Annotated in this window: 10 protein-coding genes; 4 read left to right on the forward strand and 6 right to left on the reverse strand. The window is 69.3% G+C overall.

The genetic code is table 11. The features are described from left to right. Positions 1–106: 106 nt before the first annotated feature. A complete protein-coding gene (locus ABZ454_RS01235) occupies positions 107–1,021 on the forward strand; it encodes a D-alanyl-D-alanine carboxypeptidase (protein WP_356323384.1) in 915 nt (304 codons plus the stop codon). Between the two features lie 499 nt (positions 1,022–1,520). Here ABZ454_RS01235 and ABZ454_RS01240 read toward each other — a convergent pair whose 3' ends face one another. Next, positions 1,521–2,183: a DUF4232 domain-containing protein gene (locus ABZ454_RS01240; RefSeq protein WP_359535487.1), complete on the reverse strand. Its 663-nt coding sequence runs from the start codon at positions 2,181–2,183 to the stop codon at positions 1,521–1,523. Between the two features lie 475 nt (positions 2,184–2,658). Here ABZ454_RS01240 and ABZ454_RS01245 point away from each other — a divergent pair, with 475 nt between their 5' ends. Then, positions 2,659–3,690: a helix-turn-helix transcriptional regulator gene (locus ABZ454_RS01245; RefSeq protein ID WP_359535490.1), complete on the forward strand. Its 1,032-nt coding sequence runs from the start codon at positions 2,659–2,661 to the stop codon at positions 3,688–3,690. Positions 3,691–3,734: 44 nt separating this feature from the next. Here the strand turns inward: ABZ454_RS01245 and ABZ454_RS01250 are convergent, their stop codons facing one another. Beyond that, a complete protein-coding gene (locus ABZ454_RS01250) occupies positions 3,735–8,036 on the reverse strand; it encodes a S8 family serine peptidase (protein WP_359535492.1) in 4,302 nt (1,433 codons plus the stop codon). A 293-nt stretch (positions 8,037–8,329) separates the two neighbouring features. On the opposite strand from ABZ454_RS01250, the gene ABZ454_RS01255 reads away from it, so the two are divergent. Then, entirely contained in the window at positions 8,330–9,052 is a 723-nt protein-coding gene (locus tag ABZ454_RS01255) for an alpha/beta hydrolase (RefSeq protein ID WP_359535494.1), read from the forward strand. 79 nt (positions 9,053–9,131) lie between these two features. Here ABZ454_RS01255 and ABZ454_RS01260 read toward each other — a convergent pair whose 3' ends face one another. The 3 genes from ABZ454_RS01260 to ABZ454_RS01270 form a co-directional block, all read right to left on the reverse strand. After that, positions 9,132–10,562, reverse strand: a complete 1,431-nt coding sequence (locus tag ABZ454_RS01260; RefSeq protein WP_359535497.1) for a S41 family peptidase — start codon at positions 10,560–10,562, stop codon at positions 9,132–9,134. Between the two features lie 328 nt (positions 10,563–10,890). Then, positions 10,891–11,070, reverse strand: coding sequence for a DUF397 domain-containing protein (locus tag ABZ454_RS01265; protein WP_359535499.1), 180 nt, complete (start codon positions 11,068–11,070; stop codon positions 10,891–10,893). 2 nt (positions 11,071–11,072) lie between these two features. After that, positions 11,073–11,951 (reverse strand): helix-turn-helix transcriptional regulator, encoded by an 879-nt coding sequence (locus tag ABZ454_RS01270; protein WP_359535502.1) that lies wholly within the window; start codon positions 11,949–11,951, stop codon positions 11,073–11,075. A 213-nt stretch (positions 11,952–12,164) separates the two neighbouring features. On the opposite strand from ABZ454_RS01270, the gene ABZ454_RS01275 reads away from it, so the two are divergent. Then, a complete protein-coding gene (locus ABZ454_RS01275; protein WP_359535504.1) occupies positions 12,165–12,626 on the forward strand; it encodes an ATP-binding protein in 462 nt (153 codons plus the stop codon). Positions 12,627–12,897: 271 nt separating this feature from the next. Here ABZ454_RS01275 and ABZ454_RS01280 read toward each other — a convergent pair whose 3' ends face one another. After that, positions 12,898–14,301: a dihydrolipoamide acetyltransferase family protein gene (locus ABZ454_RS01280; RefSeq protein WP_359535506.1), complete on the reverse strand. Its 1,404-nt coding sequence runs from the start codon at positions 14,299–14,301 to the stop codon at positions 12,898–12,900. Positions 14,302–14,306: the final 5 nt, after the last annotated feature.

The following is a 14,306-nucleotide window of genomic DNA, read 5'->3' on the forward strand; positions in this document are numbered from 1 at the left end:
TCAAATTCACCCCTGAAACGGCACATCCATTCATGTGCGCCGTGAGTCTCATCAGCGAGCGGCTCCCCCATGTAGCCGCATTCCAGGGGCCTTTGGAGCGTTCAACTTGAGATTCGTCATTCAACGTACAAGGCGCGCCTCCGTAGCCGCCACGGTGGCGCTCACGGCAGGCGCGGTCATCGCGGGCAGCGCGTTCGCCTCGACGGCACAGGCCGCCGGTCCGCCGGTTCCGACGATCGTCGCCAAGGGCGGCTTCGTGATGAACAACGGCACCGGGAAGGCCTTGTTCACCAAGGCCGCGGACACCCGTCGCTCCACCGGCTCGACCACGAAGATCATGACCGCCCGGGTGGTGCTGGCCCAGACGGGCCTCAACCTGGACTCCAAGGTCACGGTCCAGAAGGCGTACAGCGACTACATCGTCGCCAAGGGCGCATCGTCGGCCCACCTCATCGTGGGCGACAGACCGACGGTCCGTCAGCTGCTGTACGGCCTGATGCTGCCGTCCGGCTGCGACGCCGCGTACGCCCTGGCCGACAAGTTCGGTTCCGGCTCCACCCGCGCCGCCCGGGTGAAGTCGTTCATCGGCAAGATGAATTCCACGGCCAAGTCCCTCGGCCTGACGAACACGCACTTCGACTCGTTCGACGGCATAGACAATGGGTCCAACTACTCGACCCCGCGCGACCTGACGAAGCTCGCGAGCAGCGCGATGAAGTACTCCACGTTCCGCACGGTCGTGAAGACGAAGTCGACGAAGCAGAAGGTCACCACGAAGACCGGTGGCTACCGCTACATGTCGTGGTCCAACACCAACAAGCTGCTGAGCACGTACAGCGGCGCGATCGGCGTGAAGACCGGCTCCGGGCCGACGGCCAAGTACTGCCTGGTCTTCGCCGCCACCCGCCACGGCAATACCGTCATCGGTGCGGTCCTGACCTCCACCTCGGAGGCGACCCGCACGGCGGACGCGAAGAAGCTCATGGACTACGGGCTCACGAGGTACATGAACCAGGTGTGACGAAGTGCCCGGCGTACGCACACCGCGTGCGCCGGACGACGGTGCCCGGCCCGCGCACAACCGCGTACGCCGGGCATCGTCGCGTCGTCGGCAGCGGCGGTCGACGCCGGCCCCGGGCTGTCGCGGACGGCCACGGCGTGCCGGACCCTCGCGGGGCCCGCCCTAGGAGCCGGTACGGCAGAGCTCCACGGGCCGGCGGGCGTGCCGGGGTGGCGGAGCGCAGCCGACGCCGCCGCCTTCGTGACACCTGCATGAGGGACCCCGTCTTCTGCCGAGTTGCCCAGCCGCCCGGAGGCTGCTGCCCGGGCCGTGGCCCGCGGCACCTCGGCCGCCCGGCGCGGTGGACGGTCCATCCCACCAGCGGATCGGCGGCCGGCCCATCCGGCTTCCCCCCCGGCCCTCGGCGGCGCTTTCGTCAGGGCGGCCCGGGGGTTACCCGGCGGGGAGGGCTGGGGCATCCCTCCCCGGACGCCCCCTGAGCGGCACCCCTGCCCACGGGTCAGCCGCCCTGACCGGCGCTTCCGATCGGGCCGACCGTCACCGGGGACCCGGAGCCGTCCGTGACGGGCAGCGTGCCCTTGCCCGGCCAGGCCAGGGTCACCGACTTCGTCTCGTTCGGCGGGGTCACCACCAGCCCCGTGATGCGGACGCCGGAGCCACCCGATTCATTGAGCGGGTAGCTGACGTAGAAGTCGATTTCCTTGCCGTTCTTGAGGATGTACGGGTCACCGGGGTCACCCTTGCGCGTGGCGGAGATGTCCCCCGCATCGGTCTTCAGGTCGACGCCCGCGAACCCGGAGATCACACAGTCCGCACCGCTGCCGTTCGTCAGCCCCACCGCGACGGTCCCCTCGGGGTCGCCGTCGATGAAGTTGTCCTTCGCGGTGATCTCCAGCCCGTCGGTGGTGCACTTGGGGGCCTTGCCGCTGGAGTCGGACCCGGACCCGGCAGCGGTGTCCTTCCCCCCGGAGGCCGCCCCGGTGGATCCCTTCCCGCCGTCCTGATCCGAACCGCCCGAGCCCGACCCACCGCTGGTGGAGGACGCGGACGAGGCCGACGACGGGGCGGGCTGCCCCGCGGCGTCATCGTCGTTCTGGCAGGCAGTGAGAGAAAGGCCGGCGGCAACGGCCAGGGTCAGGAAGGTCAGCTTGCGAACGCGCATCATTCGTCCTCAGAATCGGTTGGTCAGTCCCGGTCCACTGCGTACAGGCCAGTACGAGCGAGCGTTTCTGATCTCCAGGAGCGGCTCTCACGGCCGAGCCGTTCCGTTCAACCAGCGCTTCATACATTCCTGTTACACACACAGGCTCCCAAAGGGCCCGTCCCCACCGGGCTCACCACGCCGAGGACCCGCCCCCGGCCTGCCGGGACAGGGGGTTGCCTCCACCGCCTTTGCACCGGTGCGTGAACACGGCCCGCCGGGACAGACCCGTGACCCTGGACATCTTGACCACCACCAGTGGCTTACCGGCGTGGAGAGCCGATGGACCAGCATCCCTGCCCGCCACTGGTGCCGCGTCAGCCAAGGTTTGGGCCTCGACCTGCCTCAGAGCTTGCTCAGAAGCTGCGTCACACCGCCGGCGAACGCTGGTGCGACGCCGACGCAGCCCGCCGGTTCGGGGATACAGTCAGGAACCATGGGTGCCGACTCCGCCGCGCAGATCCCCCTGGGGCCGGCGCCAGTACCGCTGGGGTCGTTGTCCGGCGTCGGTCTCACGGAGGCCATGGAGTCCGTGTACCGGTCGATTGTCGCTCAGCCGGCGATCCGGCCGGATGGGCTCGTCCTGGCGACCGGAATGACCATGGACGGTGTCGCAGCCTCTGTCGAGGCACTCGTCGCCCGTGGCCTGGTCGGCAGGAGCGGCGGCACGTTGACCGCTGTCTCCCCGTTGTTCGCACTCGGCGACCTGGTTGCCCACAGCGAACGTGAGGCCAGGATGGCCCGCTCGGCACTGGACGAACTCGCCGATCAGCATCGGTCGATCCGTCACCAGGACGAGTTCCGCGGTCTTGAGGTGGTCCGCGGGCGGACGAACATCGGCGGCTGGGTCAACCACCTGATGCGTTCCACGGAGCAGCAGCTGCGGATGTTCGCCAAGCCGCCGTTCGCGGTGGTCGGTGTCGCCGAGACGGAGCAGGAGAAGGAGCTGGCGGACCGCGGGCTGGTCGAACGGGTGATCATCGAGCGGTCGTTGCTCGACGAACCGGAGACCGAGAAGGACTTGCTGGCCTCCCTGGACCGCGGCCAGCGCATCCGGCTGGCCGAGACGCTGCCGAGCAAACTGCTGATCGCCGACGACTCCTTGGCCCTGGTGCAACTCGACGACGGCGGCCCGGCCCATGACGTGGTGGCGGTGGTGCGGCCCGGCGGTCTGCTCACGTCCCTGACGACACTGTTCGAGTCGTTGTGGGAGCGCTCGGTCCAACTACGGGAGGCACCGGGCCGGCGGGTCGAGCCGTATCCGGCGTCGGCGGACGACCTGGACGATCCGATGGACCGGGAGGTGCTGACCTTGCTGCTCGCCGGGCAGACCGACACGGCCGTGGCGGCTCGGCTCGGCGTCAGCCTGCGGACCGTACAGCGCCGGGTGCGGCATCTGATGGATCTGGCGGGCACCGACTCACGGATCCTGCTCGGCTGGTACGCACGCGACCGCGGCTGGCTCTGAGTCGACTCAGGCCGGCCACGGTCGCGGTCGGTACGCGGGAGCTGCTAGGAGATCTGCTCCGGGATGTGCAGCAGGACAGTGCTCGACGAGGAACCGGCGGGCCCGCCTTCGCCGTAGACCATCAGTTCGTGCTTGTCGTTGATGCCGAAGCTGTAGGTCGGCAGGAACCAGTCGTCCCCGGGGATCATCGCCGACAGATCCCAGAGCCGGCCCTGCGGATCCCACATCGCCGACACCTCGTAGTCGGGCTGCAGTTCCACGGTGCCGAGGACCCAGCCGTCGGCGGTGACCTTCTCCGCCTTGGCGTTGAACCCGTAGTCCGGCAGGCGCTTCATCCCGGCTTCCGGCGTCCAGACGAACGCGTCGTCTCCGCTGGCGCCGACCACCGAGCCGGTGGCGTTGACGCCCAGGGCGATCGAGTCGGACTGCCCGGGAAGGGTGCCGAGATCGGTGATCTTCCCGGTTGAGGTCTTCCAGGTGACGGCTCGCGTCCGCCACTCGGTGGTGAGCGACGACCCGACCGCGGTGCCTTGGGCGTTGACCGCTCTCGGCTGGGTCTCCGCGGTGTTGTCCGACAGATGGGCCAGCTTCGTGTACCCGCCGCTTCTGGTCCAGCTGAACGGGTCCACGTAGGTGTGCCCCTGGTTGTTCTCCCGGTACTGAAGGCTCGCGAACCCGACGACGGTCCCGTTGTCGTTGACGCCGGTGGCGTACCCGCCGTCGTAGGCCTTTTCCCGCCCGTCCGGCAGCCCGAGATCCGTCACACTCCCGTCGGCCGCCCACACGGCCGGCCGGGTGCCCTCGGCACCGTAATAGAGCATCCCGGCCGATTCCCGGCGCTCGTTCATGTCCAGTGCCGAGCCGTACCTCGCGCTCCCCAGGGCCAGGTCGGTGAACCCCGTCTCCTTGGTCCAGGTGGTCGGCGTCATGTTGGCGTTGAACTGCCGGTCACCCGCGACGACGCCGCTGTTGGTGAGTTTGGCACCGACGAAGGGCTTCTCCCACTTCACCGCCGCCAGCTTCGGCGCGACGACGCTTTTGATCATGACCTTCGCCGCGCCGACCACGGTGCCGTCCGCGTTGGCCACCCGGACCCGGCCGATCAACGGCTCGCTCGTCGGGGTGACCGCGCTCAGGTCGATGTCGGCGGCCACCGCCATCGACTGTCCCGGCTCCAGCCGCGACGCCTTGTCGGACCGCGCCGTGATGGTCCCGATGCCGCGGGAGAACATCTCCTCGTGGTAGTCGAAGGTCACCGGGCCGGACACGACATCGGCGCCGGTCACCACCACGTAGTAGGTGCCAGGTGCCGGATCGTCCATGACGATGCGCTCCGTGCCCGGGCCGATGTCCATGCTGGTGGCGGCGATGCCGCGGGCTCCGACGATGTACATGTCGAGATCGGCATCGTCGGCACGCGGGGTCAACGTCACGTCCAGTCGCGTCGACTGCCGCGGCACGTCGACCCGGTTCGACGTGACCTGTCCGTTGTCGACGGTGGAGAACAGGTTCCGGACGAACCCGAGCTCACCGTCGGTGGCCTTGAGCTTCGCCGTACCCCAGGTGTTCGTCCCGGTGAACTCGACCGATTCCTTCCGGTGCACGGTGGCCGAAGGCAAGGTCGTCACGTCCGGCGCGAACGACATTCCCTGCAACGAAATCGATGCGGTGAAAGGGTTCTTGGCGGCCTGGGAGGTCCGCCGGGCTTCCACGACGAACTCCCAGACACCCACCTTGGGCCGCTGCACGGCCCTGGACAGCGGATCGCATCCGGACGGATCGCTGTATCCGGTGTAGCAGTGATCGCTGGCGTTGGAGTCCGCCGGCATCCCGTCGGGAGCGATGGGCAGGACTCGCAGCTGGCTGCCCTTGGCCAGTCCTCCAAGGTTCAGCTGGAGGGATTCGACGCCCTCCGGCACCGCAACCAGGAACGACGTCGCCTCTGCGCGGTCAAGGGTTCCGGTTTTCCTGACCTGATAGGCCGGGGCGCGCACCCTGTCCGCCGCCAGCACGGTCACCGCTACGAACCGGTCGATGCCGGACGTCGCAGGATCGTCGATCGTCATGATCGCGCTGTGCACACCGGTGGTCGCCGGAGTGGCGGTCACCGACACGGTGTTCGAGGTGCCGCGCGGCGTCGAGAGGGTCTTCGGCGCCCGGAACGTGCCGTCGTTGCCGATCCAGCCGATCCGGCTGCTGCTGTTCCCGGCCTTCCCATCGGTCCTCGTCACCTTCACCGGGTAGGTCTTGCTGGTCGCGACCGGCTGCCCACCCTTCCAGGGCAGGCACCGGTTGTAGATCCCGGCGCCGGTGTCCGGGGTGGCCAGATTGCCCGACAACGCCGAGCACACCGGGGCGGAGACGTCATAGTTGTCGACCTTCACGCCCTTCGAGAGCTGCTTCCAGGCGGCCGGGATGTCGACCAGCCCGGTGCCCTGGGCGGTGGTCGGCACTCCGTCGATGTGGGTCGCCGTTCCGGTCAGCACCGCGCGCAGCGCCGTGGGACCGGATTCGACGTGCCGGGACTTCGCCGCCGACAGCAACAGGGCAGCGGCTCCGGCCACCTGGGGTGCCGCCATCGAGGTTCCGTTCGCCATGCCGTATCCGGCCGGCAGCGAGTAGCCCGCTTCCGGCACGGCCTCACCTTCCAGCCAGCCGGGGATCGAGGAGATCGCCGATCCCGGGGCACTGACCGCGGGTGCGAGCGCACCGTCCTCGGACGGGCCGTGGGAGGAGAACCCGAACAGTCCCTGCCGTGCACGGACCGCGGAGCCGTAGTTGGCCCACCAGGTTTCCCTGCTCACCGACGCTGCGACGGCCAGCACCGACGACGAGACCGCCGGGGCGCCGACGGTGTTGGTGCCCGCGCCCTCGTTACCGGCCGCCACCACGATCTGCACGCCATAGCGGCTGGTCAGCGTGTTGTACAGCTGGGAGATCACGTCGGATCCGTCGTTGAGCGCCGGCAGTCCGCCGATCGACAGGTTGACCACGTCGACACCGCGATTGACGACCAGGTCGATCATGCCTTCGGTGAGCGCCGCCTCCGTGCAACCACCGCCCCAGGTGCAGGCCCGGGACGAGACGATCTGCGCGCCCGGAGCCACACCGTGCATCGCGCCGCCGAGCAACGACGTGCCGGCGGTGATTCCCGCGACGTGGGTGGCGTGCGACCCCGACGGCAACCCGATGTTCACGTAGTTCGCCACCTTGCCGACGTTGCTGCCGCCCAGCGGCGACAGGTCGACGTCGTCCCGGTAGTCCACGACGTACGGAATCCGCTCGGTGACAGCGGTGTGCGGATCTTCGGCGCCGAAGTGGCCGATCTGCCGCTCCCGGCCGTACGGGACCATCGCCGGCGCATCGGTGAAGTCGTGGTCGCCATCGGCATCCACCCACACGCGGTGGGTCTGCGGGTCGTACAGCGCCCCGAACTTGTCGTCGGTGGAACCGTTGTTGTTGAGATCGCCACCGAAATCGCTCTGGGTGGTGGTCATCTCGTAGAAGAACCCGAGTTGGAACGAACCCTCCGGGGCCGTCCAGTCGGCTCCGGCGTAACTGAACCGGGGACCGGTCACCGCCTTGCTCATCCGGACCCAGGTTCCGTCGCCGTCCGTCACCGGATCGGTGGCCGTCACCCAGTCGACCACCTTCGGCCGCCCGTCACTGGTCTTCTGCAGGGCCGGATGATCAAGGTCGACGCCGGTGTCGAGCACCCCGACAGTGATCCCGCGCCCGTCCCACTGCTGATGCTCCGCGACGAAATCGACGGCACCGATGTCGTTGACCGGCATATACGGATTGTCGGCCGGCGTAGTCGCGTTCGGCGCCGCCGGATGAGCAGCCCTCGCTCCGGCTCCGGCCGGACTGACCGCGTTGCCCGGCTCCGGGCTCGGGACACGGAACGTCTTGTCCAGATCGACAGCCTTCACCGCCGGGAGCGCGGCCAGGCCCTGGACCTTGCCGGTCGGGACAGTGGCCCGCACATAGCCGATCTCGGACCGGACCTTGCCCACGGTTCCGCCGGCCTTGCGGACGGCCGCCGCCACCTCCTCGGTGTTGCCTGACGTGGCGAGCAGCATGACCGTGACGGTCTTGGTCTCGGTGGCCTGCGCCTGCTGCAGCACCTGGGTGTCGTGGGAGCCGAGCTTCTCCGAACTCCTGCCGGCCGGCGCGGCGCCGTCCAGCGGCTGGAATCCCTTGACGTCCGTAGAAAGCTGATACGGGTCGTCGGCCGCCTGCGACGGATCCGCAAGAGGCACCCGCGTGCCGCTCGTCCCCGGACCGTCCGTCGCTGCCGCGGCGACGGTCGGCTGACCGGTGACCAGGACCGCAGCGGCCAACACCGCTGCGCCGATCGTAGTGAGTGGTTGGAGTCGCTTACGTCTCACGCTGCTCCTTCTGATGACATGTCCCGGCTCAGTCGCGAGCCCGTTCCGGAATCTGGCAGTCACCACCAGCGAGCAGCAATGGGCCGGGCACGGCGGATGTGCGACATGGCGGCATCCCGCCTGCCTCAACGCGCCCGGCCCTTATGCGGCGTTGAGTCCTGGGCGCCTACGTCCGCAATCGCACCCACAGCGTTCGCCGACAGCCGAGCCGGTCGCGACCGGTGGTGGCCCGGCGTCACGATGCCCGTATGCCATCGACCTTCGTTCTCGTCCACAGCCCCTCGGTGGGCCCCGCCACCTGGCACCCGGTGGCCGACCTGCTGGTCGCCTCGGGTCACCAGGTGCGCGTGCCGTCCCTGCTCCACGTGGGCGCCGGAGAACCGCCGTTCTGGCCCCGGGCCGCCGAAGCCGTCCGGGACGACCTGACGGAGATCCCCTCGGAAAGCACCCTCGTCCTGGTGGCCCACAGCAACGCCGGGCTGTTCCTCCCCGCCATCCGAGCCGGACTCGATCACCCGGTCGCCGCCTCGGTGTTCGTCGACGCCGCACTGCCGGCCCGCACCGGGCCGACGCCCGTCGCCCCGCCCGAACTGCTGGAGTTCCTGCGCCCCCTGGCGGTGGACGGCACGCTGCCGCGCTGGACGGACTGGTGGGACGAGAAGGACGTCGCGCCCCTGTTCTCCGACCCGGCCATGCGGCAGAAGCTCGTCGCCGAACAGCCGAGGCTGCCGCTCTCGTACTACGAGCAGGACATCCCGGTTCCGGCGGGCTGGGACGACCACCCCTGTGCGTACCTGCTCTTCGGCCCCCCGTACGAGGAAGTGGCGGCCGACGCACGCGCACGCGGCTGGCGGGTCGCGCACCTGCCCGGAGAGCACCTGCACCAGACCGTCGACCCGCTCGGAACGACCCGGCTGCTGCTCGAACTCGCCGTGGGGGCGGACCGGCCCCCGGGTGGCCTCACTTCGTAGGGTCCGGCTGCCGGCCCATACAACTCGTCGGAGCCCCCTTCCCGACCACGGGCGGCTGGAGCACGGCTTCCGGTTGCTGTCACTGCCCTGACGGATCGCGGCGGAGAAACGTGACCGACGCCAGACGCCCACCGCCCTCGTCGGGGGTACGGGTCTCCCGAACACCCGCAACCCCGCGAGCCCGGCGCTGTCCGAGCGAGGGGCCCTGGGCGCGCAGCGCCGCGACCGCCGCGTCGAAGGCCGAGTCGCGGTCCGTCGCGAACTCCTCCTCGGTGAAGACCGGCGTACGGATGTGGGGCGGGATGCCCGCGCCGTCGAAGGTCTGCCCCTGGCGGGTGAGGAACTCCTCGTTCGGGAGCCAGACCGCCATGCCGCCCGGCAGCGTGCGGTCCAGGGTGTCGGAGAAGACGCCCTGCGTGTTCTCCCCGATGCGGACGGTCCGGCCGGGCCGGTCGATGAGGGCCTGGGTGAACGTCTCACCCGCGCTGAACGTGGTCGCGGCCGTCAGCACGGCGACCGGACCGCCGTAGCGGGGGACGCCGTGAGCGGGCTTCACGGGGACGGGCTGCGGCCGGGTGTACTGGGTGCGCTTGCGGTAGGCGGTGTACGAGGAGTCGGTCAGGCGCTCGGCGAGGTGCAGACCGAGGGCGTCCGCGCCGCCGCCGTTGATCCGCAGGTCGATGACGAGACCGGTGAGCGAGGCCGTGCGCTCTGCGGTGAACACGGTGTCCAGCGCCTTGTCGAGCTCGGCCAGCTCCGCGGCGTACGAGGGCTCGTCGGCGCTGCTGTAACCGGCGAACCCGGAGAGCCGCAGATAGCCCTGCCCGCCGGGCATATCCGAGTAACTGATCCGCCCGTTCGCGAACTCCCGCAACCTCCTGCCGTGGAGATCACTCCGCACGATGTAGTCCTTGACCTTCGTGTCCAGATCCCCACCGATCACGGCCGTGCCTGGACGGACCTCAAAGTAGCGGCGCTCCCCGTCGAAGACGGTGACGTGTGCGTCGTACAGCGGCTTCACCATGTCGCTGAAGAGGGTGAAGAGTTCGTCCCTGGTCGTGTCGGCGTGCACCTTCGGCCGGTAAGTGTCGCGTACGGCATGCCAGTCGATGCCCTTGGCGGCGAAGAACGGGTAATTCTCTTCGAAGGACTGCCAGAAGACGTCGAACGTCGTCACCGGGTCGTCCGTTGACGTCGGCTGCTTGCACGCCGCCGGAAGCCTGCCGAGCCGACGCAGTTCCCGGTACCCGGCCGAACCGGACAGCCGCAACGACCCGGACGCCCGTACGGTGAGGAGCGTCCCGTCGCCGGACCTGTACACGCCCGGTGCCGTCTGCTGCGCGGACTCGCCCTTGAGGCAGCCCAGTGCGGTGGTCTGGTACTCCTGAAGTCGCCCGTCCGCGATCGACAGGACGGTGCCGTAGCCGTTGACGCGCCAGACACCGTCGGTGGTGGGCCGTGGCGCCGCTGCGGCGGGGACCACCGCTCCACCGCCAAGGGCCAGTGCCACGAGCGCCGTTGTTGCCCTGGAAATCCCGTGTCGCAAGGTGTTCCTCTCCCCGTACGCGATCTGCGTCAGAGGATCGACGATCGCCGACCGCGCGCCGGGGGAACATCCGGTGGGCCGGTGAACGGACAGGGGGATACCCCCCGAGTGTCCCCTGACAGAGAGGGTCAGCACACCTCTCGGGCAGCTGCCCGCCAGGACATCAACGGACAGCGCTACAAGCTCCGTTCGAACCCCGGGCTCCGGGCTCCGGGCACCGCGCATCACTGCACGTGGCAACTTCGATCTGCCGTCCCGGGTCCGCGCCGGCCAGGTCCAGGTCGGCCGACACCTATGCCCGGCGCAGTCCCGCCTGGAAGGCGTCCCACGCGGCGGGAGCGAGGAGGAGGACTGGGCCGGCGGGGGTCTTGGAGTCGCGCACGGCTACGGTGCCGGGGACGTTGCGGGCCACTTCGACGCACTCGCCGTTGCCGCTGCTGTAGCTGGACTTGACGAACTCGAAGCGTGACACGACTACAACTCCTTGCGAATACGCCCCATCAGAGCGATGGAATCGCGGGGAGCGAGCCCGTTTCTGGCAACACGGCCGAACGTGACGTTGTGACGCGCGGCATCTGTCTCGCTCTCCAGCCACAGCGTAGACGACGTCGTGTCCATGTAGACCACGTCCATTGCACCGGGTTCGGCGAACGATACGACGCTGAACGCACTGGTCATGCCCGGGTGAGAGCCTGCCAGGAAGGGGACAACCTGCACCGTGACATTTGGCTCCTCAGCAGCCTCCGCGAGACGCTCCAGTTGTGTGCGCATCACTTCACGGCCTCCGACCAGTTGCCGCAGCGCGCCTTCCCCGACGATCGCCCACAAGGTGAGAGGGTTGCCGTCCTTGAGTCGAACCTGGCGGGCCATCTTCGCTTCGACAAACCGCTCGATCTCGTCCGGGTCGCCCCAGTCTGCATTCCCGACTGCGAGCGCGCGAGCATAGTCCGGTGTCTGCAACAGCCCTGGCACGAATGCCCCCTGCCAGGTTCTGATTCCCGTTGCGATGTCTTCAAGTGCGACGTACTCAACCAGCGAGCGCAGTTCCGGATACTGATTCCACCAGCCCTTTGCCTTACGGCGCTCCCGGTCCACCCGAGCCACCTCCAGCAGACGGCTGACGAGGTTCCCGTCTTCAAGGCCGTAGAACTCGCAGAGGGTGCGGATGTCCGGGTCCCTCATCGGAACCCACCCTCGCTCCATCTTTACGATCTTCGAGTTGGTCGCGCTGATGACCTGTGCGGCTTGCTGCTGCGTTTTCCCGGAAGCGTCCCGCAGGCGCAGCAACTCGCTACCAAGCCTGCGCCCCAGCACAGTTGACGTCCGATTGCCTTGCTGTGTCGCTCGATTCACCACCTCAGTGTGGCCTCCCGAAGTGCCCTGCGTCGACTGATCGCCCCTCGTTCGGGACAAGTGTCTCCGTTTCACTTGCACCCACGCGGAGAGAATCGCTACGTTCAGCACACAGCCGCTCACACAGCGATTTCATCCGGCGCGGAAGTGCACCGCCCTGCCCCTACGCAGGAGCGACATCGCCACCGCCCGTACCGACGGAGGCACGCGACCATGACCGCAGCCCAGGAGATCCCGGCACCCGAGCCCGATCCCGGTTACCCACTCCACGAGGACCGCCTCGACTACACCCCCACCGCCCGCAGCGTCACTCTCTGCCGCCGCCGCGCCGCACGACTGGTCACCGAGTGGGGGCACCCCGACCGTGCCGGAGAAGTCGCGCTACTGGTAAGCGAGTTGGCGACCAACGCCTTACTGCACGGCTGCATGCGAGGACGTCTCTTCCGGGTACACCTCGCCCTCACCGCCACCACCCTCCGCATCGAGGTCAGCGACCCCCGCGGCGAGCGACTCCCCGGACTGCGTGAGGCGGGCGCCGACGACTGTTACGGGCGCGGGCTCCTCATCGTCACCCAGATCGCCGACCGCTGGGGCGTCGAGCCGCGCACCGTCGGCAAGACCGTCTTCGCCGAACTCCTCGTGCGGCAGAGGGCGGACACGCCGGCGACTCCGTGACATGTACGGCCCGCCCCGCAGCACCCGCCGTCGTCAACGGCGGCAGCGGCAGAGAGCTGGAACTTCGGCGCCGGTTGACTACTGGGCCCGCCCGGCCGGGCGGGGGCTCGACCTGGCCGTGGCCCGCCGCAAGGCCACCGACCACGGGGCACCGTCTGCCCCGCCGTGCCGTCCTGACGACGTGCCGATCCATCATCAGGTGCATCGAGACCACGAGGGGGCCCGCACGAACTTCGCACGGGCCCACCTCGTACACGTACCTCTGGGGCACCTACCCCCAGGTGATCAGCCGCTTCGGCTGCTCCAGGATCGCGGCGACGTCCGCCAGGACCTTGGAGCCGAGCTCGCCGTCGACCAGGCGGTGGTCGAAGGAGAGGGCCAGCGTGGTCACCTGACGGGGCTTCACCTTGCCCTTGTGGACCCAGGGCTGGAGCTTGATCGCACCGACCGCGAGGATCGCGGACTCACCCGGGTTCAGGATCGGCGTGCCCGTGTCGACGCCGAAGACGCCGACGTTGGTGATGGTCACCGTGCCGCCCGCCATCGCGGCGGGGGACGTCTTGCCCTCGCGGGCCGTGGAGACCAGCTCGCCCAGGGACGCCGCCAGCTGCGGCAGCGTCTGCTCGTGCGCGTCCTTGATGTTCGGCACGATCAGCCCGCGCGGGGTGGCGGCGGCGATGCCCAGGTTGACGTAGTGCTTCCGCACGATCTCCTGGTTCGCCTCGTCCCAGGCGGCGTTGACCTCGGGGTTGCGCTTGATCGCGACCAGGAGGGCCTTGGCGATGATCAGGAGCGGGTTCACCCGCACCCCGGCCATGTCCTTGTCCTCCTTGAGCTCCGCCACGAGCTTCATCGTGCGCGTCACGTCGACGGTCACGAACTCCGTGACGTGCGGTGCGGAGAAGGCGCTGCCGACCATCGCCTGCGCGATGGCCTTCCGTACGCCCTTCACGGGGATACGCGTCTCGCGCGCACCCGCCGCCACCGGGACGGGAGCCACGACCGGGGCGGGGGCTTCGGCCTGCACCGGTGCCGGGGCGGGCGCCGGCTGCGCCGCCGCATGCACGTCGTCGCGGGTGATGACGCCGTTCTCGCCGGTCGGGGTGACCGTCGCCAGGTCGATGCCCAGGTCCTTGGCGAGCTTGCGCACCGGCGGCTTGGCGAGCGGGCGGGCCTCGGGGAGGGCCGCCGGGCCGTGCCCGTTCATCTCGCCCTGGACCGCGGCGGACGCCGCGGCCGGCGGTCCCGTCTCGGCGCCCTTGCGGGCCCGCCGCTTGGTGGAGGACTCGGCCACGCCGTAGCCCACCAGCACCGGCTGGCGCCCCTTGGGCGCCTCCGGTTCGGCCTCGGGCTCCGCGGCGGGGGCCGGCTCGGCCGCCACGGGGGCGGCGTCACCGGAACCCGGCGCCACGTCCACCGCGATGATCACCTGGCCGACGTCGACGGTCGTGCCTTCGGGGAAGCGCAGCTCGTGCACCACTCCGTCGAACGGGATGGGCAGCTCCACGGCCGCCTTCGCCGTCTCGACCTCGCAGACGACCTGGCCGTCGGTGACGGTGTCGCCCGGCTGGACGAACCACTTGAGGATCTCGGCCTCGGTCAGTCCTTCGCCCACGTCGGGCATCTTGAACTCGCGGAAGCGAGCAGCGTTGGAAGTGTCGGTCATCGTTGTCACGTCCC

The sequence above is a fragment of the Streptomyces sp. NPDC005803 genome (assembly GCF_040630435.1).
Classification (GTDB): Bacteria; Actinomycetota; Actinomycetes; order Streptomycetales; family Streptomycetaceae; genus Streptomyces.